The organism is Crateriforma conspicua (assembly GCF_007752935.1).
GTDB lineage: Bacteria > Planctomycetota > Planctomycetia > Pirellulales > Pirellulaceae > Crateriforma > Crateriforma conspicua.
The window spans coordinates 5,396,410-5,418,923 of record NZ_CP036319.1 but is presented as its reverse complement, the minus strand read 5'-3'; the positions used below and the strand labels follow the sequence as shown (position 1 = coordinate 5,418,923).

17 protein-coding genes and 1 tRNA gene are annotated in these 22,514 nt (G+C 58.2%); 7 read left to right on the top strand and 11 right to left on the bottom strand.

The window, feature by feature from the left end:
• Positions 1-62: 62 nt before the first annotated feature.
• Together Mal65_RS19805 and Mal65_RS19800 are read right to left on the bottom strand one after the other, a co-directional pair.
• Positions 63-608: a CBS domain-containing protein gene (locus tag Mal65_RS19805; protein WP_165701400.1), complete on the bottom strand. Its 546-nt coding sequence runs from the start codon at positions 606-608 to the stop codon at positions 63-65.
• 315 nt (positions 609-923) lie between these two features.
• Positions 924-2,579 (bottom strand): putative transporter, encoded by a 1,656-nt coding sequence (locus tag Mal65_RS19800; protein ID WP_145301571.1) that lies wholly within the window; start codon positions 2,577-2,579, stop codon positions 924-926.
• Positions 2,580-2,896: 317 nt separating this feature from the next.
• On the opposite strand from Mal65_RS19800, the gene Mal65_RS19795 reads away from it, so the two are divergent.
• On the top strand, positions 2,897-3,856 hold the full coding sequence (locus tag Mal65_RS19795; protein WP_145301568.1) for a BamB-related PQQ repeat family beta-propellar protein: 960 nt from the start codon (positions 2,897-2,899) through the stop codon (positions 3,854-3,856).
• Positions 3,857-3,907: 51 nt separating this feature from the next.
• Here Mal65_RS19795 and Mal65_RS19790 read toward each other — a convergent pair whose 3' ends face one another.
• The 5 genes from Mal65_RS19790 to nadC form a co-directional block, all read right to left on the bottom strand.
• Positions 3,908-4,822, bottom strand: a complete 915-nt coding sequence (locus Mal65_RS19790; protein ID WP_145301565.1) for a hypothetical protein — start codon at positions 4,820-4,822, stop codon at positions 3,908-3,910.
• A gap of 349 nt (positions 4,823-5,171) precedes the next feature.
• Positions 5,172-6,125 carry an HAD family hydrolase gene (locus tag Mal65_RS19785; protein ID WP_145305065.1) on the bottom strand — a complete coding sequence of 318 codons (954 nt, stop codon included), beginning with the start codon at positions 6,123-6,125 and terminating at the stop codon, positions 5,172-5,174.
• Positions 6,126-6,878: 753 nt separating this feature from the next.
• Positions 6,879-6,951 (bottom strand) — tRNA-Ala (locus Mal65_RS19780).
• Positions 6,952-7,009: 58 nt separating this feature from the next.
• A complete protein-coding gene (locus Mal65_RS19775) occupies positions 7,010-8,473 on the bottom strand; it encodes an undecaprenyl-phosphate glucose phosphotransferase (protein WP_145301561.1) in 1,464 nt (487 codons plus the stop codon).
• Between the two features lie 110 nt (positions 8,474-8,583).
• Positions 8,584-9,573, bottom strand: coding sequence for a carboxylating nicotinate-nucleotide diphosphorylase (nadC, locus tag Mal65_RS19770; protein WP_145301558.1), 990 nt, complete (start codon positions 9,571-9,573; stop codon positions 8,584-8,586).
• 206 nt (positions 9,574-9,779) lie between these two features.
• On the opposite strand from nadC, the gene Mal65_RS19765 reads away from it, so the two are divergent.
• Positions 9,780-10,289, top strand: a complete 510-nt coding sequence (locus tag Mal65_RS19765) for a ComEA family DNA-binding protein (protein WP_196784312.1) — start codon at positions 9,780-9,782, stop codon at positions 10,287-10,289.
• Between the two features lie 160 nt (positions 10,290-10,449).
• Positions 10,450-12,576, top strand: a complete 2,127-nt coding sequence (gene uvrB / locus Mal65_RS19760; RefSeq protein WP_145301555.1) for an excinuclease ABC subunit UvrB — start codon at positions 10,450-10,452, stop codon at positions 12,574-12,576.
• A 66-nt stretch (positions 12,577-12,642) separates the two neighbouring features.
• Here the strand turns inward: uvrB and Mal65_RS19755 are convergent, their stop codons facing one another.
• The 3 genes from Mal65_RS19755 to Mal65_RS19745 form a co-directional block, all read right to left on the bottom strand.
• Positions 12,643-13,362, bottom strand: a complete 720-nt coding sequence (locus Mal65_RS19755) for a hypothetical protein (protein ID WP_145301552.1) — start codon at positions 13,360-13,362, stop codon at positions 12,643-12,645.
• A 297-nt stretch (positions 13,363-13,659) separates the two neighbouring features.
• A complete protein-coding gene (locus tag Mal65_RS19750) occupies positions 13,660-14,955 on the bottom strand; it encodes a beta-ketoacyl synthase N-terminal-like domain-containing protein (RefSeq protein ID WP_145301549.1) in 1,296 nt (431 codons plus the stop codon).
• 152 nt (positions 14,956-15,107) lie between these two features.
• Positions 15,108-16,241: an N-acetyltransferase gene (locus Mal65_RS19745; protein ID WP_145301546.1), complete on the bottom strand. Its 1,134-nt coding sequence runs from the start codon at positions 16,239-16,241 to the stop codon at positions 15,108-15,110.
• Positions 16,242-16,394: 153 nt separating this feature from the next.
• Between Mal65_RS19745 and Mal65_RS19740 the strand changes: the two genes are divergently transcribed.
• The 3 genes from Mal65_RS19740 (at position 16,395) to Mal65_RS19730 (ending at position 20,929) form a co-directional block, all read left to right on the top strand.
• On the top strand, positions 16,395-17,300 hold the full coding sequence (locus tag Mal65_RS19740) for a TrmH family RNA methyltransferase (protein ID WP_145301543.1): 906 nt from the start codon (positions 16,395-16,397) through the stop codon (positions 17,298-17,300).
• 208 nt (positions 17,301-17,508) lie between these two features.
• A complete protein-coding gene (locus Mal65_RS19735) occupies positions 17,509-19,551 on the top strand; it encodes a pilus assembly protein N-terminal domain-containing protein (protein WP_145301540.1) in 2,043 nt (680 codons plus the stop codon).
• Positions 19,552-19,663: 112 nt separating this feature from the next.
• Entirely contained in the window at positions 19,664-20,929 is a 1,266-nt protein-coding gene (locus Mal65_RS19730) for a hypothetical protein (RefSeq protein WP_145301537.1), read from the top strand.
• A gap of 154 nt (positions 20,930-21,083) precedes the next feature.
• Here Mal65_RS19730 and Mal65_RS19725 read toward each other — a convergent pair whose 3' ends face one another.
• On the bottom strand, positions 21,084-21,752 hold the full coding sequence (locus tag Mal65_RS19725) for a PH domain-containing protein (RefSeq protein ID WP_145301534.1): 669 nt from the start codon (positions 21,750-21,752) through the stop codon (positions 21,084-21,086).
• 205 nt (positions 21,753-21,957) lie between these two features.
• Between Mal65_RS19725 and nrdR the strand changes: the two genes are divergently transcribed.
• Entirely contained in the window at positions 21,958-22,428 is a 471-nt protein-coding gene (nrdR, locus tag Mal65_RS19720; RefSeq protein ID WP_145301531.1) for a transcriptional regulator NrdR, read from the top strand.
• Positions 22,429-22,514 lie beyond the last annotated feature (86 nt).

The window sequence follows — 22,514 nt, the reverse complement described above, 5'->3', positions numbered from 1 at the left end:
TGGAATGCTTCACAACGCCGGGGACCATCGTCGAACGAATCCGGCTGGCAGGCTTGTTTTGATCAGCGGGTGACCAGGAAACGATGATTCATGATCTCGTGGACGTTGACCGGGAATCGGTCGCGATCGCGTGTCCCCAGCCATTGGCGATAATATTGTTCCAGTGCCGCGATCACGTCGTGGCGGTTCACGATGCCGATGAATTCCTCACCTTCGGCGATGATCAAATGCCGGAAGGGATGATGCAGGAACATCGACGCCAAGGTGAATAGATCCACATCACGCGATACGCAGATAGGATGTTTTTGCATGATCGTCTGGGCTTCAGTTCGCGGGCATGGATCGCCGTAAAAAATTTCGTTGACCAAGTATTCCAGACAGGTTTGTTCGGTCACCAGACCCAACAGGATCTTTCGGTTCCCGTCGGCTCGTACAACCGGTGCGATGCATTGACGATGTTCCAAAAGGAATGACGTGATTTCATCCAATCCCATGTCCGGTCGGATGACACGGACGTTGGGCATCATCAACGAGACCGCTGTGGGGGCGTTGGCGGGAACGGCACGTTCGGTATCACTGGCATGGGGCGCGAAGCTGGAACGGTTCATGGTGACCACTCCTGGAAAATTTTGGGGCGTTGCCGATGGACGTTGCACACATCCAGGTGCGACCATCGTGCCAGTTAGGCTGAACACTTACGCGACGCGTCACCAAGCCGCTGGCAAATTCCCAATGCCTTGCGAACATGCACGAATCGGTGCCGTGCGCGTTGTTCGATTTTGAAGACAGGTCGACCGGTGGTTACATTCGGCGCGCCCTTGGTGCGTCCAGCGGGGCCACTTCCAGCATACTCGTGTGCGAAAACGCCCACCCAATGATGGCTGGTGCGAATCGCCGTGATCCGATGTTCCCGTCTAGGGGCGTCAGATCAGCAGATAGACCAAGCTTTGGGCAGCGACGATCCGTAACACCATGGTCAGCGGATACACCGCGGCATAGGCGGTCGCACAGGCATCATGGTCCGCTTGGGAACTGGCGAATGCCAGCGCTGGCGGGTCCGTCATGCTTCCCGCGAAGACGCCGCAAATCGTCAGATAATTGATCTTCAGCAGCTTTCTTGCGAATGCACCAACACAAAGAAGCGGCAGCATCGTCACGAAGATTCCCGCCAACATCCACTTCAGCCCGCTGGCCGTCAAAGCGATCGAAAAGAAAGTCTCGCCGGCTGACAGGCCTGCGCTGGCCAAGAACAGGATGATGCCCAATTCGCGCAGCGATAGGTTGGCCGAATAAGGGATGTACCACACCAGTCCGCCCAGGCGTCCGATCAAGCTGAAACTGATCGCGGCAATCAGCGGTCCGCCCGCCAAGCCCAGCTTCACTGGAAACGGCAGCCCAGGAATTTGGATCGGAATCATGCCCAGCAATACGCCGACGGCGATCCCCAGAAATACCGGGGCGAATTGGGTTTCGTTGATCGCTTTGACCGAATTGCCGAGCAGTTTGGAAACGCGATCGACCGCTTCTTCATCACCAACCAAGTGCGCGATATCGCCATAGTGAAAACGCGTCGATCCACGAGCCGTCATTTCCACCCCGCCTCGGCGAATCCGAGTCACCGAGACGGCGTACAAATGGTCCAGTGACAAGTCGCGAAGCGATTGATTGATGACCGATGGTTCGGTGACGAATACCTTGCGAAAGCGAACATCGCTTTCTTGTTGGGTCAGGTCGACATCGACCGCGTGTCCGATCAAGGGTTCGAACCGGTTCAAGTCGTTTTCGGTCCCCACGACCGAAACGATGTCGCCGGGATTCAAACGTGTTTCATCGTTGGCCACCAAGACCTCATCACGATCGGACGGACGGATGCGCGAAATCCGGACGCCGGTTTCTTCCACTCCGGGGATTTCCCCGAATGGCATCGAAGACAAACGCTGATTGTCGACTTCGATACAGCGACGGTGAATCGCTTGAGTCTTGGAACTGTTTTCGGCATCCATTTGTTGAACTTCATCGTCCACCTTGACTTTAAACACTCGTCGCAAAATCAGCATGCTGGCGATGATGCCCGCGATGCCGCCGGGATAAGCGACCGCGTAAGCGGATGCCAGCGTTCCGACGTCCGCGCCTTCAATGCCATTTTGTTCGATCAGTGAGTTGGCCGCTCCCTGTGCGGCACCCAGTGACGGTGTATTGGTCGTCGCACCGCTGAACAAACCCGGTGCAGCCAGCGGGATCAGGTCCAGCATGTAGTGAAACGCGATCACCAGCGACGCACCCAACACCACGATGCACAACGCCATCGCGTTCAGGATTAGCCCCTGATCACGCCACAGTTGGATGATCCCCGGTCCCAACTGTAACCCGATCGTGAAGACGAACAGTACAAGCCCGAATTCTTTGACGAAGTGGGCGATGTCGTGATCAATGGTTCCACCAAAGTGGCCGACCACGATCCCGGCAAACAGCACGCCGGCCGATCCGATACCGATCCCGCGAAACGTGATGCCGCCAATGCAAATGCCGATCATCGCGACGAACGACAGAATCAAAATGGCCGTAGCGATCGAAGACAAAATGCGGGCTCCACCGACAAGAATTCGCGAGCGAATCGGGATCGAGAAAGCGGCGATTGTAGTGATTCACGCGTGTGCGAAAATGGACCACCCCCGAACGCCCTCGCCCGGTCGCCGGTGGGGACGGTTCTTTGCAGTTAGCCGGTCCGCAATGGAAGATCCGACGCTGAAAAGGAAAAGTTGACCGACCCTGGATTTCACCACCCTGCCGCATCGAACGGTGTTTCGGTGCCCATGGTTGGTGATGCAGCGGTTAGGCTGGTCGGCCTCCATGGCATCTGATTCCGCTTTGTTTCTTCGTTTTGTCGATATTGGTCATGATTCGAAATTTGGCTTCGCTCTGCTTCAGCGCCGTGCTGCTGTGCGGTTTCTTGTTCACGGGAATCGTGTGGGCCGAGCATCGGGTTCTGTTGCAAGGCGATGGACGATTGGTCGTCGTCGAGCCCGATGGCAGCCTTTCCTGGCAGATGCCCTGGGGATCGATCCACGACATTCATCGATTGGAAAACGGTCGGATACTGACCCGTCGTGGGAAGGCCGAGGTTGTGGAAATCGATCCCGATTCACACGAAGTCGTCTGGGCCTATGACTCCGCCACGGCGAACGGCAACGCGGGAAAGCGTGTGGAAGTCCATGCGTTTGAGCGGCTGCCCGGTGGTCACACGATGATCGCCGAGTCGGGAACGGCGCGCATCATCGAAATGAATCGTGAAGGTGAAATCCAACGTGAAATCCCGTTGGTCGTCGATCATCCCAGCGCCCACAGCGATACCCGATTGGTTCGCCGAACGCCCGACGACGATTACTTGGTCGCTCATGAAGCCGACGGCAAAGTCAGGCAGTATGATCGGGAAACCGGTGAAGTGGTTTGGGAATATTCGGTGCCTCTGTTCGGCAAACAGCCGGCCAAGGGGCATGGCCCGGATGCGTTCGGCAACCGGCTGTTCGCCGCGCTGCGTTTGCCCAACGGGAACACCTTGATCGCAACCGGAAACGGACACGGCGTCATCGAAGTCACGCCTGACAAGGAAATCGTCTGGGAATTGCACCAGGACGATTTACCCGGCATTCGCTTGGCCTGGGTCACGACGTTGGAAGTTCTGCCGAGTGGGCATTTGGTGATTGGCAATTGTCACGCAGGACCGGGCCAGCCGTTGTTGGTCCAGATCGACCGCAAAACCAAACAAGTGGTTTGGACATTGGACCGTTTTGACGACTTCGGCAACGCGGTATCCAATTCGCAACTGTTGGACCTTGCCGGCCAAACGATTCGTTAAGCCGGGTTGTTGTTCGGTATCACGCGCGGCCCCGCTGCGACGAGCCGAAAGCTATTTTTCGACACGCTTCCATCGATGCGTTTGCGTGGTTCCGTCGGGACGGTTGTGAATTTCGGTGAACGCGGACGAATCGACCCTGTAAGCGTATCCCAGGTTTTGAAGTAGGCCTTGAGGAACCTGGATTCCTTTTCGCGGTCCAGCGGTGAACTCCATCGTGGCGATGCTGAACCGTTTGTCGTCGCCGTCTTTTTGCACTGAAATCGTGGCCTGGTGTGATTCGTCGACATCGCCCTCGGCGTTGTAGCGTGTCAGCGTTTCGTGGTTGCCGTCGATCTGCTTGATGACCCAACCGCCGTTGCCCCGTTCCAAACGCCAGACGCCTTGAAGTTCAGCCAACAACTCGGGGTCAGACTTCGCAGCTTCCGACTCTTCTGCAACATTCGGCACGCGATCCAAGACCACGCGTTCATCCGGAATCGGTGTACCATTCGCCACACCGTCCGACTGTGACAGAATCAGCTTGTCGTCATCAAGTTTCATCTGCAAACGAAGCGTCATCGCTTGGCCACGATTGGTGATCCCGGTGGCCAACGTTTCGCACGTGTTGTTTGAGATCTCAGTATCGCCATCCATGCGACCTTCGATGCCATGAAACCATGAGTGCACCCTGTTGGTCGGTTCTTTAATGCGAACAATCCCATGGGTCAGCAAAATTGCCTTTCCCTGACCGCCGATCTTGTAGCGTGTTGAAATGGAAACAAAGGATCCCATTCCACCCTGTTCGACGACAACCGTCATTTCACCTGCCGGGCCACCGTTGGGCGTGACGTCGCCGGACCACGTTCCCATGAACGGTGCGAACGCTTTCGCCAAGTCCACCTTGGAAGCCGTTTCTGCCTGAAGGAAAGATGGAAGCAATAACAATGCAAAGCCAACTGTAAGGCCACAGACGGTCAACTTTCGCATGACATATCCTTGGTGATCCGGGTGAAGTACCTAATCGAACCATCGCGTCGGCGTCGATCCGACCTGCCGACACGCTGGTTCTGGTGGGTGGTTTTGGTTTGGCTCATGCTAGCCGCTCCCGCAGCCGCTATCAACACAGCGTGAGCGGCCAGCCAATGCCAAAGGAAGCTTTCAAAGAAAACCTGGCGAAAGCCCACCCGATCAGATGTTCCCTGCGAATCCGATGTCAAAGCGATCGAAGTCTTCGAGACTTGTCCTGCAACATCTTTGCGGCGCCATCGCAACATTGACCAGCCGTGTTGGCACATCGGTAAACGTGTGATGTGAGAGATGTCGACGTTGTCGGTGACTACTTTGGATAAATCTGTTTCCAATCTCGCTTCATATCCACCACGGTCCAACCTTGTTTGGGGGCATCGTCCAATACCTTGTCTAATTTGCCGACCGCGGATTGGCGATCGTAGGCCCATTCACGATCCGCGTCCGTATGATGCACGATCAGGCCGAAACTGGGCGAGTGGTCCATGGTGGCGTACTGCAGCATTTGCCAATCCCCATCGCTGTTGCCGGCGGCGAAAATGGGACGGCGTCCGATATGGGAGTGAATGCCGATGGGCTTGCCTTCTTTGTCATCGATAAAGTCGATATCAGGCATGCGCAGGATAACGGGCTTGCCGTCACGAAGCTCATACTTGGTTTTGATACTGCTGCCGACCACCTGTTCCGGCGGGATGCCATAGGTTTCCATGGTCCAGGGACGCATGAAATCAATACCGCCGCCGGAGACGATGAAGGTTTTGAATCCGTTGGACTGCAGGTAGGTCAGTAATTCAAGCATCGGTTGATAGACCATGTCTTTGTAAAGCCGCCCCGTCTTTGGATGCTTGGCCGTTTGGATCCAGTCGTAGGCAAGAGCCTCAAATTCGGCCGCCGTCATTCCGGCGTGAGTGGTGGCCACAATTTTTAGCAGGGACTCTTTGCCGCCAGCCATGACGGTCTTCATGTCACCTTCGAGGACCGCTTGGAATGGCTGAGTTTGCTTCCATTCGGGATGCATCGGAGCCATGGCTTTGACACGATCAAGCGCAAAAGCCAATTGGAAGTAAAACGGCTTTTCCGACCACAGTGTTCCGTCGTTATCGAAGGTGGCGATTCGCAGTGCCGGTTCGACGAAATCGGTGCTATCGGGATCTGTCACTCGCTGAACAAAGCTCGTGATCGACGTTTTGGTGTCGGCGTCATTCCAGGACGGAAGCGGATCGTCAGCCGATACGGCGTGAGGACCGATCGAACGGATCGCCATGACCAGGGCAAAGGCGATGTGCAATGGTGTCAATTTCATGGGAGTGATTGATCGCAAGAAGAGTGAGTTGTCGAGGCGTACCAGTTTACCCGAAAGAAGTTGCAAGCATCCAACAGAACAGGCCACCCAAGAACCGACGACCCGTTTGCTGGCGGACCTTCGATGATCGGGTTCGGCCATTCTGTCCCGATTGGTGTTTCAAAAGCGGCTTTGCTAAGTCAGATCTGCGACGTCTTCACAGACACGATTATTGGCAAGGAGGCCGATTAACCAGTCGTGTCCCATCCACACTGGAGTACCAAACATCTCGCCAAGAGCATCATTGGCCTTGATAGCGACGGTATTGCGCCAAGAAAGTGATGTCCGAATCGTTGTCGACACAAGCCCCGAGCCGAGTTGACGGCCTGCTGTGTTTTTTGTTTGCAGCACGCGAGGCTTTTCGAGTCAGATTCGAGCAACGGATTTGGGGCTCGAAAACGAAATGGATCCCTGGTGGATGCAAAGTGTTTGGGGATCACGCCCACTCAGTTATTGGGCGGAAAGCCAACCACCATCAGCTTGCAGCATTGAACATCAAGCGGAGCTTGAAGGTTGAGACGCCGCTACAGCAAATGCTCGGTCGCAAGGTTGAGTGCCGTTTCGACGGTGAAGTCGCGTCTGTGTTCCCTTGGCGAAATTTTGTCACCGAGAATTCAGTAGGCCGAAACGAAAAAACGCCGCAAGGCACATGGCTTTGCGGCGTTTGTCGGAAAGTGGAGCTGAGGAGATTCGAACTCCCGACCTCTGCATTGCGAACGCAGCGCTCTCCCAGCTGAGCTACAACCCCGGGTCAGCCGATATTGTGTCGAATCGGCTTGTGCCGGTCCAGTGCCGGCGAGGCAAATCTAGCGGGCCTCTGGCTGCGTCCAAACCACCAGCAGTGTTTTGAACATGATTTTCAGGTCCAGCCAGATCGACCAGGACCGTATGTATTGATGGTCAAAGTGTACACGTTTTTCCATCTTGTCGATGGTTTCCGTTTCGCCGCGGCATCCGTTGACTTGCGCCAGTCCTGTGATCCCCGGCTTGATCTTGTGCCGCAGCATGTAGCCGCGGATTTGGCCGCGGTATTGTTCGTTGTGTGCCGTGGCATGGGGACGCGGGCCGACCAGGGACATGCTGCCGTCGATGACATTGAACAACTGCGGCAATTCGTCCAGGCTGGTTTTCCGTAGGATCCCGCCCAGCGGCGTGATTCGAGGATCGTCTTTGGTGGCTTGCTTGACCACCGGGCCGTTGTCGCAGGTCCGCATGCTGCGGAATTTCCAGACCAAGATTTCCTTGCCGTCCAAGCCGTATCGTTTTTGGCGAAAGAAGACCGGGCCTCGCGATGTCACTTTCACCGCGATCGCAATCAACGTCATGGGCACCGCGGCACATAGCAGCGCGGCACAGGCGACGGTGACGTCGAACAGTCGTTTCGCGATGCCGTCGACACCGAACAACGGGTTTTCGAAAACGCTGACCGCCGGCAAACCGCCCATGTTGGTCCAGCGGGAATGCAAGAGTTCAAACACAAAGAAATCGGGCACGATGTAGACCGATGCCGTGGTATCGCTTAACTGATCCAGAAGACCGCGGATTCGGGCTTCGGCCCGCATCGGCAACGTGATCAGGACGGTATCGATTTCGCCGGCCTTCGCTGCGGTGACCAATGCATCCAAGCCGCCGTGAAGCGGGTGGTCGGCCGACAGTGGTTGCTCCGATTCGGGACCAGATGCGTCCATCGGCTTGGCGTCTTTTTCGATGTCGTCTTTGTCGGAATCGTCCGGGCGCACTTGTTTTCGGTCGTCATAGAAGCCGACCATGCGAAAACCGATCGACGGATCTTGTTCAATATTGTGTGCCGTGCGCAGCCCCAACTGATTGAAGCCGGCAATCGCCACACGCCGCACGCCGATTCCGCGGCGGTTCATCGCGTTTTGCACCAACCGGATCGACATTCGAAAGAACCCGATCATTGACGGCGCGACGACGATCCATGCCAGGATCACCGAGCGAGCGAATTCTTGGCCGTAACGTGTCGCAAAGGCGATCATCGACATGACCAAGACGGTCAGCGTCCATGTCACCGCCAAGCCCGACATTTCGTTGTCGGCGGACCCAGATCCGAACTTGCGCTGCAGCCCCGTCAGCTGCGACAGCAGCAAAAACACGACGGTCGCGATCATCCCCGCAATGACGACTTTGTCATCAATGACGCCTTTGACGGCCCACTTGACCAGTGCGGCAGACAAAACGATGGCGATCGCATCGAAAGTCGGTTGTAGAAAATCCCACCAGTGACGGTGTGCCCGAATCGAACTCATCGAATGGAACCGGAGAATATTGGCTTGGGTCGAGTCAATGCACCGGAGATTCGGATGCGTCTGTAACAGATGCATCGGAACAGATGTTTCCCCCCCGGCGACGAGCAACCCTAGCTTGCCTGTGGCGGCAACCAATCCAATCCCAGGTCCAACCACATGGCCCGGTGGGTTAATGCACCGCTGCTGATTCGGTCCACGCCGGTCGCAGCGATTTCGCCGATCGTGTCGATCCTGACGTTCCCCGATGCTTCCAGCTGAACGGACGGATTCAGCTGGTCTCGCATCGCGACGGCCTGACGCAATTGGTCCAGGGTGAAGTTGTCGACCAGGACGATATCGGGGCCGGCCGGCAATACAGACTGCAACTGATCCAATCGATCGACTTCGATTTCGACGATGTCGGGGGCCGGCAACTGGTTGATGCGTCCGGAGCGCCACTGCAGCGCTTTGCGCACCGCGTCAGCGGGATCCAATGTCGCACCCGGACCGCCACCCAAAGCAAGGTGGTTGTCTTTGATCAAAAATCCGTCGAACAGTCCGGTGCGATGGTTTTGGCCGCCGCCCATTCGAACGGCGTACTTTTCCAGGCGACGCCATCCCGGTGTGGTCTTGCGTGTGTCATAGACCTTTGCGTGGTGGCCTTCGATGGCTTGGACAAATTCGCGGGTCTTGGTTGCGATCCCGCACAGCTTGCACAGGATGTTCAGGACGACGCGTTCGCTGGTCAACAAATCACGTGCGTTGCCTGACAACGTCACGATCTCTTGTCCTGGGACCAGCGGTTGTCCGTCTTCGATGTGACATTTGTGATCAATGTCGGCATCAAATTCATCCAAGATCCAGGGGACCAACACCATTCCGGCGGCAACCCCGGGGGCACGCGGGACGATGGAGCATTGGCCGCGAGTTTCTTCGCCGATCAGACAGACCGTGGTCCAGTCGACCGATCGGCCCAGATCTTCGGCGATTGCCAGTCGGACCAATTGGCGAAGAGCGTTTTCCATCGTCTCGTCTGCCGCGACCTCCGCGTACTCCGGTGCAACCGGTGGGTTTTGGCCTTCATCGGCGTCGGTTGAATTGCTGGGGGCGTCGTCGGACATCACGTTGGCCTGATCGAATGGGGATCGGAGGGGTCGGCAGTTTGAAAGCTAGCAAATGCCCCAAAAATTTCGCGTGAAATTGTTGCCGTGTCGCGGGATGGTGAATCGAGAGTTCGTCGCTCAGGCGATACAATGCGGTGACCGAGTGGCGTCAGGGGGCTTGCTTTGCGGACGGCACTTCGGCAGTTGGCAACGGAGTGGGCGTCGTGCGGCAGAATCATCTTGACGAATCGAACCGTGTTCGCGAAGTGGCGGAAGATCCGTCCGCGAATGAAGGCGTCATCGATGGGAAGGTAACGCCTCCGCTGGCCACCGATCCGGTCCGCCGCCAATTGACCGTGATGCTGGTTTTGCTGGCGGCGACGTTGACCGCGGCCTGGTGCTTCCGACCGCAGTCCCCTGCCCCGGTTGGTGACACGTCCCGAGCGTCGACAGCGCCTGCTTGGCCGGACGAGAATACCCGGCGAACGGGGCTGGTCATCGATTTGAACGAGGCGCCGCTGCGAGAGCTGAATTTGTTGCCGGGGGTCGGCCCCGTTCTGGCCGGTCGCATTCTGTCGGATCGTCAGGCTCGTGGGCCATTTTCTGATTTGAACGACCTGTCGCGGGTGTCCGGGATTGGTCCCAAGACGATCGAGCGGATTCGCCCCTATGCCGTCGCCCAGACGGCGTCTGATTCGCCTGTGCCAGACGGTTTCGTCGCCGCGCATCCTTAATCGTCGTCGCCGATGGAACAATCGTGGGGCCAGCGGGTACGCTGGGGCATCGCGCGGGGAAAGTTGTCGGCGTGCGTCCGAAACGCTTGTTTGCGATTTTTGGCCCCTCCCAGGCCCCCGTGACTTGGTTCGATCCATTGCCGTCAATCCAAAGTGTCTGATGACGACCGATTCTACCCCCGAATTGCCGCGCGCCGATTTCCATTTGGCGTGTCCTTTTCCGCCGGCCGGTGATCAACCGCAAGCGATCGAGAAGCTGACGCGAGGATTCGAAAGCGGTCGAGACTCGCAGGTTCTGTTGGGAGCGACGGGCACCGGGAAGACTTACACCATGGCCAACGTGATTGCCAACGTCGGCCGGCCCGCGATCGTCCTGAGTCACAACAAAACGCTGGCGGCCCAGTTGTATGCCGAGTTCAAGGAATTTTTTCCCGAGAACGCGGTCCACTACTTTGTCAGCTATTACGATTACTACCAACCCGAAGCCTACATCCCCCAACGTGACGTCTACATCGAAAAGGATGCGTCGATCAATGAGGAGATCGATCGTTTGCGGCTGGCGACGACCAGTTCGCTGGTCAGCCGCCGGGACGTTGTCATCGTCGCTTCGGTCAGCAGCATCTACGGCCTGGGTTCACCGGAAGATTACAAACAACTGATCGTGGGATTGCGTGTCGGTGAAAACACGCGACGCGATCATTTGCTGTTGAAGCTGGTCGACATCCAGTACGACCGCAACGACGTCGCCTTTGAACGTGGCAAGTTTCGAGTGCGGGGGGATTCGATCGAGCTGTGGCCCAGCTATGAAGAATTCGCCTATCGCATTGAAATGTGGGGCGATGAAATCGAAAAGATCAGCATCATCAAGCCGGTCAGCGGGGAAGTCATCAAGGTCGTTGATCAGCTTTACATCTATCCGGCCAAGCACTTTGTGATGCCGGAGGATCGCATTCAACGTGCGTTGCGCGTGATCCGCGAGGAATTAACGCAGCAGTTGGAGACGTTTCAAAAGCAGGGAAAACTGTTGGAAGCCCAGCGGTTGTCAGCCCGGACCAAGTTCGATTTGGAAATGTTGGCCGAAGTCGGGCATTGTCCGGGGATCGAAAACTACAGCCGACCGTTGTCGGGCAAACCACCGGGGGCGACCCCCGATACGTTGTACGATTTTTTTCCCAAGGACTTCATCACTTTCATCGACGAATCGCACGTGACCGTTCCCCAGGTTCGTGCGATGTACGCGGGCGATCGCAGTCGCAAGTTGACGCTGGTGGATCATGGGTTTCGATTGCCCAGTGCGCTGGACAACCGGCCGCTGAAGTTCGAGGAATGGGAACAGCGGAATCACCAGATTTGTTTCGTCAGCGCGACGCCGGCCGAATATGAACTGGGGCGAACACGCGGCGAGGTGGTGGAGCAGATCATTCGGCCGACCGGGCTTTTGGATCCGGTGGTCGAAGTGGTATCCGCTCGCGGCCAGGTCGCTCACCTGTTGGAAGAAATTCGCGACCGAGCGGCCAAGAACGAACGTGTGTTGGTGACGGCGTTGACCAAACGCTTGGCCGAAGACCTTTCAACGTTCTTGCAAGAACAGAACGTGCGGTGTCGATGGCTGCACAGTGAATTGAATGCGTTCGAACGCGTGGACCTGTTGCAGGAGCTTCGCAGCGGCGTGTTCGATTGTCTGGTCGGCGTGAACTTATTGCGAGAAGGCCTGGATTTGCCCGAGGTTTCCTTGGTCGCGATTTTGGATGCCGATAAAGAGGGGTTCCTGCGCAGCGAGACGTCGCTGGTTCAAACGATCGGTCGTGCCGCTCGGAATGCCAATTCAAAAGTCCTTCTGTATGCCGACAAGGTCACCGAAGCCATGCAGCTTGCAATCGACGAAACGGAACGACGCCGCAAGTTACAGATCGAATACAACCGCGAGCATGGGATTGTCCCCAAGACCGTTTTGAAAACGATCCGGCCGGGAATCGAATCCGAAGCGGCCAAGCATCGCAGAACCACGGCGGCGGCCAAAGAGGAAGAAGAAGCCGTTTACATCACGATCGAGTATGTCGACGCGCTGGAGCAAGAGATGTTGGCGGCAGCGGAGGATTTGGAATTCGAGCGTGCTGCGGCGCTGAGGGATCGGGTGATGCAGCTGAAAGACAACATCGGAAAACCGCTGTCGGAGATCGAACAGGATTCGTCCGGTTCGGGCAATGTCGGACGTCAGCGGAAACGTCGCAAAGGTCAACGCCAGGGATCGGGCCGGACAAAGGTGCCGCGGCCCAAGCGTGGGTGATGGTTCGCGAATCGTTCCAATCGATGCATCGGTGTGACGCATCGATTGGTTTCGCATCCCCTTTGACTAGCGACCGACCAAGCGGAATTCGATCGCCGACGACAGGATGAATCCGTCGTCGGTGCCCAGTTGGCCGTTTTGATAGCTGGCCATGTCCGACAGGAATTCAAACTTCATCATCGGGCGTGCTGCAACGCCGAAGAAGCAAGCTTCGGTACGCAGGGCGACCGAATAGGTGGTCGTGAATTCATCGATCGTTTCGACCGGCCCGGCTGCGGGAGTGAAGGTGCCGTTCAGGTCATACAGCCCCAGCCCAAAGTCGATCCAAAACGGGCGATGTCCGAACATGGATTCGAATCCCGCGACGACTTTACCGCCGGTGTAATCGTTTTCCAGGTTGGTGCCGGCGAAGTCTTGGTCGAAGGTCATTTGGCTGAATCCACCGCCGGCCGACAGGTCGGCAAAGCTGAATTCCCAGGTGTCACGCAGTAAACCTTCGTAGCCGAACAGGCTGGTGTCGCCCGCATCGCCATAGAAGATCGAACCTTCGATGCTGGTGCGATAGCCGTCGAAGCGGTGATGACCACGCAGGCGTGCCAAGAACCCGTAGTCGTCTTGGTCATCACTGGCCGCGCCGACTTCATAGGTCGGTAGGAAGGGGGCCCAGCTGCCGACGGAGCCACTGATTTCGCTGCCATCGACGGCGGCGGCTTGGCGTACGTCGGCGCTACAGCAGGCGATCGCGATCGCCAAGCCGGCCAACAGTTTGAATGTTTTCAGTTTCACGGCCCTGGGTTCTCCATGGACAGACAACGGATACGACGGGAGGTAAGTTCGCCATCGGCATCACGCTGACCACAGCGACAAAAAATTCCGCACCCTCCGTTCTGGGCAGACGAATTGAGCGCCACGTGCATTGGCCACGAAAACGGTATTGGTCGCGTCGACTTTAACAATCGCGAAAGGAGGCTCAGCCGCACCGACTGGACGACCCGCTGGCAATAATCGAAGCCGCTAAGAAATCGGCAGCAAGGAGATTCGATCCCGGGTGCGCAAGATCTGGGGGCGGCGAGATCCCAGGAGTCAGGGACGACTGAGGATGCTGGCGACCGCGGAACCTTCCGACGTGTGGGCCAAACACAATACGTCGCCATCAGGTGAACCGGGAAAGCCATCGCCGCGGCCCGCATCGGCCAACCAGCAGGCACCTGTCGCAATGGCAAACGATCCACTGGCCGCGCCGGTGTGTCCGATCAATCGCATTGGTTCGATTCTGGGGCAATCCGCCAGGTGGCCTTTCAGTGCATCGTTTTCCGCGGCGTCCATCGATGGATCACCCATCGCATGGCTGACCACGCCGCCGATGTCCGATTCGGTGCGACCCGCCTGGGACAGGGCCGCGTCGATGGCGTTGCGAATCGCCGTGGACGAACCACGTCCGGCTGATGCGCAACGCTTGCTGGTGCGGTCACGCTGCTTCATTGAATCCGCTGGGCTGAACCGCGACGCGATTCCCGTAATACGGACGATCGGTTCGGCGTCGCGTTTGGCCATGCTGTCGGCGGTTTCCAGGGTGAAGGCGACACTGCCTTCGCCGCCGATGACCCCGGCATTGCACTGCAGCGGGTCACAAGGAAACGTCACCGCGGATTCGGGTGCAAAGGCGGGCAGATCGTGACGGTACAGCAAACGTGTGGAATTGATTCGCGTCCCGGCAGCGCCACAGATGACCAAATCCGCGATGCCACGATTCAAACAGGACATCGATTCGATCACCGCCGCCGGTCCCGAGACATCGCCCAAGACCAAGGTATTGTTGGGGCCTTGGGCGTTGATCGCGATTCCGATTTGGCATGCCGGCATGTTCGGCAGGTACTTCAGCATCCACAGCGGCATGATCCCTTTCATTGCCGAGCGGCCGAAATCGGCTTCGCGGATCTGACCGTCTTCGTCGCGGCAGTCTTCGACGGCCTTGATCATTTCGTTGGGCGAACCGTACAGCATTTCGCTGCCGAACACGGTCGCCACACGGTCCGACGCGACGTCACCGTCATCGTCGGCGGGCAACCGATCGGACCAACCTGAATCATCCATCGCCAGTTGGGATGCCGCGAAAGCCGTTTGGATTTCGCGGCACATGACCTTCAAAGCTTTTCGCGGACGCACGTATTGTTTGGCGTCAAAGCCGGTCACCGGGGCTCCGATCCAGAACGGTTGTTGGGCCTGGTCGGGTGTGGGCTTGGCACCGTCATCTTCGCGTTCGATCAGAGACCGGATTCCGGAACGTCCGGTGGTCAATCCGGTCCAATAGTCCGACCGTCCCAGTCCGACCGGCGAAATGATTCCGATGCCGGTAATGAATACGTCAGACTGTGGCATAAACGAAATCGGACGGCGGCGTGTTTGCGGCGGACGGGCGACGAGCAAGGGTTCCGGCGACGGCACCGGCGGGCAACGGCGCGGATGCGAAAGACCAGCCGTTGAGCCCGATTATGGTTGCAGATGGGGCCGATGCCTAGGCAAGCCGCCGTTTAAACATCGACACTGCGGTCGTACAGACGCAGGGTTTTGCGGCGACGGGCTCCACCCCGTTCGATCGTGTTTCGCGACAGCGAATTGGATTCCAGCACCCAACTGAATTCACCAATCTCGATGCCGTATTCCAGTGCGTCCGGCAAAATTCGGGCCAGCGTCACCAGGCCCAGGCCCCATTTTTGATAGGTCGGCAGGACGTTCGTGCTGATCACCCGCAATCGTTTGATATTTTTTCGCTGGGTCAGCAGGCTGAGCCAGCCCAGCGGGAACAGCTTGCCGCCGATCCGCCGGATGATCGGGTTGTAGTCCAGTAGGCCGAAGCCGGCACCGACGGGTTCCCCATCGATTTCCGCGATGCTGGTCAATTCGGGCACGATCAGGTGTTTCAAGCCGGCGGCCTGGTGATTGATCTCCGCTTCGCTCATCGGCACGTAGCCCCAGGTCCGCTGCAGCGACAGATTATAGATTTCCAAAAAGGATCGGACGTCTTTGGCGAAACGTTTCCGATCCAGGGGACGACAGGCCACGTCGAATCGATTGGTGGCTTCTTGAATGACGAACGCCAACTTGGGGTCCAAGTCATTCAATTCATCCATGTGGGCGTCGTAACAGAACATGTCTTGGCATTTGACGAAGCCGAACGCTTCGATCAAATCGCTATAGAACGTCTGGTTGTAGGGGATCAAGAATGTCGGCGGCGTATCGAATCCGTCGACCAGCAGACCGCATTCATAATTCAGGCTCGGGTGCACCGGGCCGCGGATGTCGGTCAATCCTTTTTCTTTCAACCATTGGCAGGCCGCGGCCAACAACGCGTCGCTGGCTTCTTGATCGTTTTCGCATTCATAGAAACCGAAAAATCCCAGTTTGTCGTCGTGGTAGCGGTTGTGGGCATGGTTGGCGATGGCGACCACACGTCCGACCACGCGATCACCGCGGCGGGCCAGGAACGCTTGGGAATCGGCGTCCAGATAGAACGGGTGCGGCTTGAAGTTCACCAGTTCTTTTCGCACCGACCACAGCGGCGGAACCCAGTTCGGGTCGTTTTGGTACAGCCGCTTTTCCAGTGCCAAAAACTCTTTTCGGTCACGGCGGGATGTGACAGCGTCGCAGCGGATCGGTTGGGTCATGGATAGATTCGGTCGACGTGGATGCGAATGCGATACGTGGGCGAAATCATGGCGGGAAACGCCGCGCGGTGGCATGGTGACGGTTGGCCCGGCATCGGATTGGTCTAAACTTTCGGCCAAAACATAACAGACCCACCCCCGGACGTTTCAGCGGTGACTTCATCGACGCGACCAATCCTGCGCAGCCCCGCCAATCCCACCATTCGGCGTTTGGTGCGGCTTCGTGACAACCGCCGTCGCCGCCAATTCGGACGATTTTTGATCGACGGTTGGCGTGAAACGGCGGCCGCGGTGCAGTCTGGACTGTGCCCCGAAGCGGTCTATGTTTCGGCGAATCCTGGATCGGATTCGGGAAAACAGGCGGATGCCGCCGCCTCGGATATGGTCTCCGCGACGGGCGAAGCGGCATGGTCCGATTGGCTGCCCGGCGATGAATTTGACCTGGACGCTCGAACGGTCTTGAAGGCCACGCCGATCATCCAGCCGGTCAGTCCGGCGGTCATGAGCCGGATCAGTTATGGGCAGAATGCTCGTGGGGCGGTCGCCGAGTTTCTGCAACCGGATTGGTCACTGTCGCGTCTGGATCTGCCGGCCAGCCCGTTGTTGTTGGTGCTGGATTCGATCGAAAAGCCGGGGAACCTGGGGGCCGTTTTTCGATCCGCCGACGCGGCCGGCGTCGATGCGATCCTGATCACCGGCGAATCCGTCGATCCCTTCAACGCCAACGCGATCCGGTCCAGCTTGGGGACGCTGTTCACCGTGCCGGCCGCGGTGGCCGACCGTGACCAAGTCGCGGAATTTTTAAATTCGCGGAACATCCTCGCTTACGCGGCCCGGGTCGAAGCCGCCGAATTGCTGTGGGAATGCGACCTGACGGGGCCCGTCGCGGTCGTTTTGGGCAGCGAGGCGAAGGGCCTGGGGAACCACTGGCGGTCATGCGGCGGGCATCCGGTGCGCGGGATTCGGATCCCCATGTCTGGGAGTGCTGACAGTCTGAATTTGTCGATTTCAGCGGCTGTGATCGCATTTGAAGCCGCACGACGGCGTCAATCCGAATGACCAAATTCGCTGTGGCAATCAGCACCAAACATCGCATCGACAGAATCGTTAATGTCGCGGTCGGGTGGTTCCGATAACACAAGCATCCGAGTCCGTCGCCGCGCCGACGCATGGCCTGTGGCCTGCTGAGTTCGCGATCGATCGGGTTCAAGGTTTTTTGCGCCGGGGGGGTGCAGAGGCCAAGACGCTTCAATGCAAGGATGCGCAGGTGGGTGACCGTCGACTCCAAAGCGGCCAACGAAAGAATCCCGAAAACGTGCAACGATTCCGGCGACGCCGGCGTCTGTTCGCGTTGTTGATGACTGCCGGGGTTTCTGCAACTGCCTGGATGCCGGCGGCCGTCGCACAGCAGTCGTCGGCCGCACCGATCCGCACGAATCCGTTTGTGCAGACACAGCCGATCCAACAAGCGGCCGTCCATCAAACGTCCGGCCAATCCGAATCCGCCGTGTTGCTGAAGCCGATGGGTTCCGTCGTCGGTTTGCGACCGATCGATGCGGGGGCGAAGCATCAAGCCGCATCGTCGCAGATGTCAGTCCGGGCCCCGCAACCGTCGCCCATCCGAACCAACCCGCTGCTGCGATCGACCAACCTGGGTGCCCGTCAACTACACGAGGTCACCGCAGGTGACGCGACGAAGGTCGACGCCGACAGCCGAGCCTACTTCAACCAACCACCAACTTTCGCCGGACACGTCACCGCAGGTCAGGTGGTTGCACCGGAGTCTGTCGCGCCCACTGCCGATCGCATCCAACAGACCGCCGCTGACACGGTGGTCGGTTCGGCACAACCGTATTCGTTCTCGCTAGCGGACGTCCCCGAACCGCAGGCCGCACCCGCGGTGAAAAGCGATGCATCCAATCCAGCCACCGTGGCCGATGGCGATGATGCCGACCGCATCGGTGAAGCGATCGAGTTTTCACTGTCGGATTCGTCGGACGAACCGACCGTCCAGCCCGCCAAGCGATCGACGGACCAAGCGATTCAAAAGTCGTCGACCAAGCAGGCACGGCCCGCACTGAGCAAGGCCGGATTGGCAGCAGCACCAAGAATCGACTTGGCCGAAGTCCCGCCGATGACTTTGGATAGCGAGCCCGAACAAGCAGACGCACCGGCGGTGGTTGCTGAACAGACCGAAACGTCCGTCGCGTCCCAAGACCAGATTCCCGGCCCGGGATCGGTCAGCCCCACGCCCGACGCCGCTGGCAACATCGCGGACTCGCAGCAACGTGCCGACATCGACGTTTCAGATGATCCCGAGGTGGATGAGACTCAAACGTCGGTCGACACAGAAAACTTGGCCGCGGGGCAACGCCAACTGCCCTCGCCACAGCCGATCGAATCGCCCGTGGTCGAACCAGAAATGGCTGCGCCCTTGGCCGATCCGATGGAAGCCGAACCGGTTGTCGCGTCGGAAGTACCCACGGCTCCGACGAATCTGGATCCTGCCGTCAAATGGCGTCCGCCGGTTGCCGTTGCAGCGGCACCGGCATCGTTCCGGCCGGCTTCCGAAACTGGCGCCAGCATCGTTCGCACGGCACCTGACCCGATCCGGGTGGATCCGCAGTCGGTCGAAACCGCAGAGCAAGACGACACGCCGGACCTATCCGAAAGCATCGCGGCCGACATTCCGACACCAATGCCCGAAGCAATGCCGGCCCAAACGCCCGCATTGCCTCCGCTACCCCGCGGACCCCAGACGCTTCATTGGAAAACACCCGTCCAAAACGTTTCGGCTCGGTTGACCCCGGGGACCGGGACGACCGATGCCGCCGAAGCGGCCCAGCAACTGCGGGCCACATCGGCAACGCCGCTGTACATGACACGTGCCCAGGTTCGTTCGCTGACCATCCGCGGCCAGCTGCACAAGGTCAGTGTCAACGACAAAGGCGTATGCCAAGCCGTCGCGGCAGGGCCCAGCCAAATCAAGTTGATCGGTGCCAGCAACGGTGTCACCCACATGACCGTGTGGGCATCGCCAGTTGGCAGCGATTCGGTGGTCTCGCGTGAATTCGAAGTTCACGTGACCGCACCCGTTGAAGCTTCGCACGACCCGGCAAGTGAGAAAATGTCGGTGCTAAGCCAAGCGATTCGGCACGCTTTTCCGACGGCGGACGTGACCGTGCAACTGTTGGCGGATGAATTGATCGTCAGCGGACATTGCCCGAGCGAAGAAGCGGCCAAGAAAATCATTCGTCTGGTTCGGAAGACTTGTTTGATTCCCGTCAGGGATGAATTGGTCGTCCGTTGATTGGTGTGGTTCGACGCGTCGAACCGCACAACGAGTTTCCTTTCACCATCCTTAGTCTTTCCAGCCACGCGGTCAGCGCAGTAGCCGCGATCAGAGTCTACGAGGTTTGATCATGAAGATCCAAGCGATCCGCCAGGGCATCGGCCGCAGGCTTCGCCAGCTGGCAGCCCTTAGCAGCATTTTAATGCTGGGCGTTTCAGCCGAAGCGCAACAGCCGGCCAGTGATGCTGGTCAAACCGGAACGACGACGGCGTCCAACGCCGGCGATTTGACCGGGGGCATCACGTTTCATAACGGCCAGCTGATCAACGGCGGCCAAGCGTTTCAGGTCGTCGACCCGTCACAATTGGGACTGTTGAATTCACAGGTCCGCAATGCCGGCGGTGACTCCGTCGATTCGTTGGTCGACCAGCGAATCGCCCAAGTCAGCAACTGCCAAAGCTGCCAAACCGGCGGCGTCTATCAAGGCGGTGGCAACTATGTGCCGGGCGTCGCATCGGGATTCAGCACCGCCTGTCCGACTTGCGAACCGTATCGGTACGGCTTTGTCGACTTGCTGTACATGAAGCGTTTCGATGACAAGCGATACACGCTTAGCCAAAACTACTTCGTCGGTGAATTCGATTGGGAACTGGCTCCGCGGATCACTTTCGGTGCGGTGCCCGATTGCGTGCACGGCTGGGAAGGCAGCTTCACCGGTCCACTGGAATGGGATCGTTCGGCTGGAATCACCGGAACCGGACTTTCGTCACTGTTCATTGCCGGGTTGCCAATCGCGTCGACCCAGTTGAGTGCCTTCAACGACAACGCCGTCTATCAGCAACAAGACCAAGCATCGGAGTACTGGTCGTTCGAAGCCAGTCGCACGATCATGGGCTGGCAAGTTGCCAAAATATTGTACGGGATTCGTTACATCGATTTCCAAGACGGATACCGTTTCATTTCGCAAAACGGTGCGGGCGACGTCGGCGTGTTCCAAAGCAACACCGAGAACAAGTTGATCGGTGGCCAAGTCGGACTGGACATGTTCTATCCGGTTTGCAACCACGTGGTCGCCGACTTCCGCGGACGTGCCGGTGTGTACGCCAACTTCGTTGACTTGGATTATCGTCTGCAGAACGCCGGAGCCACGGTCTTGTTCAACGGCGACGATGACGAAGACATCGCCGGTGTGTTCGAACTGGGTTCGGGCATCCGATTCAATCTGGGCGAAATGTTGTCGCTGCGTGCCGGATCGGAATTGTGGTACCTGACCGGGATCGCAACCGCCACCGAGCAGTTTAACCAGGTGGTCCGTCCCAACGACGGTCGCACGGTCCGGATCAACGACGATGTGGTCACCGTCGGTCTGACTTTGTCAGCCGAAGTGAAATATTGATCCTTAGGTTTGATCGAACGGGCGTGTCGGCCGAATCGATCGCCCGGCGGATGGTGAATCCGATCAACAAACAAGGCATCGTGGGGTTCACCCGCGATGCCTTGTTTGCGTTTGATTGTGATGATGGGACGCCGCGTTGCGGTCGTCGGTGTCGCTAGATCGCTTCGATATGCAGGCTGCGTTTGCGACGTTCCTTGCGGCGGACGTCATCGATCAGGCCGGCGACTTCTTGGACCTTTTCGATGCCGATCATTTTTAGTTCTGGGTGAGTCCGATCGCTGCTGGTGATCACGATGGTGCCCACGCCCAGAGCGCGTTCGACCGGACCTTGGCTGTAGCTGACGTCGTCAATGTCGATGACTTCGATTCGGTCGGTACGTCGGGTCAGGATTCCGATCTGGTGGATGAATCGCTGGGTGGTCAGCTGGTAATGAAAGCCCAAGCGGCGGCTGGCGTACCACAGTCCGACGATCACCCACAGCACCGCGATGATGCCCAGTGCAATGGGGAACGTCAGTTGGGGCATCATGATCGCGGCGATGGTCAGGGCGACGGTCACGACGACCAACAGAAACCACGAGCCGATCATGGCTTTGGCACTATAGCCGCCGGCCCACAGTTCTTCCTCGTTTTCGAAATCGTCCAGGGATCCCTGTTTCGATTCCACTTCCCTGCGGAACTTGTCGGCCGGCGATTCATGACGCGCCGGTTCGGATGCCGCCGCGGCCGGAGCGGGATCGGCCGGAGGGGCGTTTTCGGCCGATGATGCTTGCTCGGGGGCTGTCGGGGACGGGGATTCGTCGGGGCGGTTTTCGTCAGACATGCGATCGTTGGCTCTGGGGATGACGCGGTCGGTGACTATCGATGCGAATTTTGGCGGGCCCGGATTGCCGCGGGGGGCCCGATTCCATTCGCCCGGCTGCTCGCAACCTTGGGGCGAAGCCGATAATCTAACGAACTGGGACGCACGACGAAGCCCGACGTTGTGGGTCAAGATCGACGTTCAAACTTCTGCCAACGGATTGCCCATGCGTTGCCCGTTTTGTCACGTGGACAACGATCGCGTGGTGGACACGCGTTCGGTGGATGACGGATACCAGGTGCGGCGAAAGCGAGTGTGCAGCAACTGTCACCGGCGATTCGTCACGCTGGAAACGATGCAGCAGTTGGGGGTCCGCGTGGTTAAACGCGAACAGACCCGCGAACCCTTCGATCGAGAAAAAATCCGCCGCGGTATCGAGCGGGCTTGTTCGAAACGACCGATCACCAGTTCGCGAATCGAAAAATGCGTTCAAGGCATCGAAGCGGACATCTATGCGTCGTTCGATTCGGAGATCCCGGCTGAAAAAATCGGCGACATCGTTTTGGCGCACCTGGCCGATCTGGATCCGGTCGCGTTCATCCGTTTTGCCAGCGTGTATCGCGAATTTGACGATGCTGACGATTTTCTGCAGGCCATTTCTGAGGTCATCGGCCAGGGCGTGGGAAGACCGGATTGAGCTTGTCCTTTCGGCCGAAGAAGGACTAAGTATCGATCCCGAACTTCGGATCGACGGCTAAGGCAAACGTTTTGATGGCGTGTTGT

Excerpts from the sequence above, each read along its gene's own strand:
- Mal65_RS19805 (WP_165701400.1), bottom strand. The coding sequence starts at position 608 with ATGAACCGTTCCAGCTTCGCGCCCCATGCCAGTGATACCGAACGTGCC.
- Mal65_RS19795 (WP_145301568.1), top strand. The coding sequence starts at position 2,897 with ATGATTCGAAATTTGGCTTCGCTCTGCTTCAGCGCCGTGCTGCTGTGC.
- Mal65_RS19790 (WP_145301565.1), bottom strand. The coding sequence starts at position 4,822 with ATGCGAAAGTTGACCGTCTGTGGCCTTACAGTTGGCTTTGCATTGTTA.
- Mal65_RS19785 (WP_145305065.1), bottom strand. The coding sequence starts at position 6,125 with ATGGCGATCCGTTCGATCGGTCCTCACGCCGTATCGGCTGACGATCCG.
- Mal65_RS19775 (WP_145301561.1), bottom strand. The coding sequence starts at position 8,473 with ATGAGTTCGATTCGGGCACACCGTCACTGGTGGGATTTTCTACAACCG.
- nadC (WP_145301558.1), bottom strand. The coding sequence starts at position 9,573 with ATGTCCGACGACGCCCCCAGCAATTCAACCGACGCCGATGAAGGCCAA.
- uvrB (WP_145301555.1), top strand. The coding sequence starts at position 10,450 with ATGACGACCGATTCTACCCCCGAATTGCCGCGCGCCGATTTCCATTTG.
- Mal65_RS19750 (WP_145301549.1), bottom strand. The coding sequence starts at position 14,955 with ATGCCACAGTCTGACGTATTCATTACCGGCATCGGAATCATTTCGCCG.
- Mal65_RS19745 (WP_145301546.1), bottom strand. The coding sequence starts at position 16,241 with ATGACCCAACCGATCCGCTGCGACGCTGTCACATCCCGCCGTGACCGA.
- Mal65_RS19730 (WP_145301537.1), top strand. The coding sequence starts at position 19,664 with ATGAAGATCCAAGCGATCCGCCAGGGCATCGGCCGCAGGCTTCGCCAG.
- Mal65_RS19725 (WP_145301534.1), bottom strand. The coding sequence starts at position 21,752 with ATGTCTGACGAAAACCGCCCCGACGAATCCCCGTCCCCGACAGCCCCC.
- nrdR (WP_145301531.1), top strand. The coding sequence starts at position 21,958 with ATGCGTTGCCCGTTTTGTCACGTGGACAACGATCGCGTGGTGGACACG.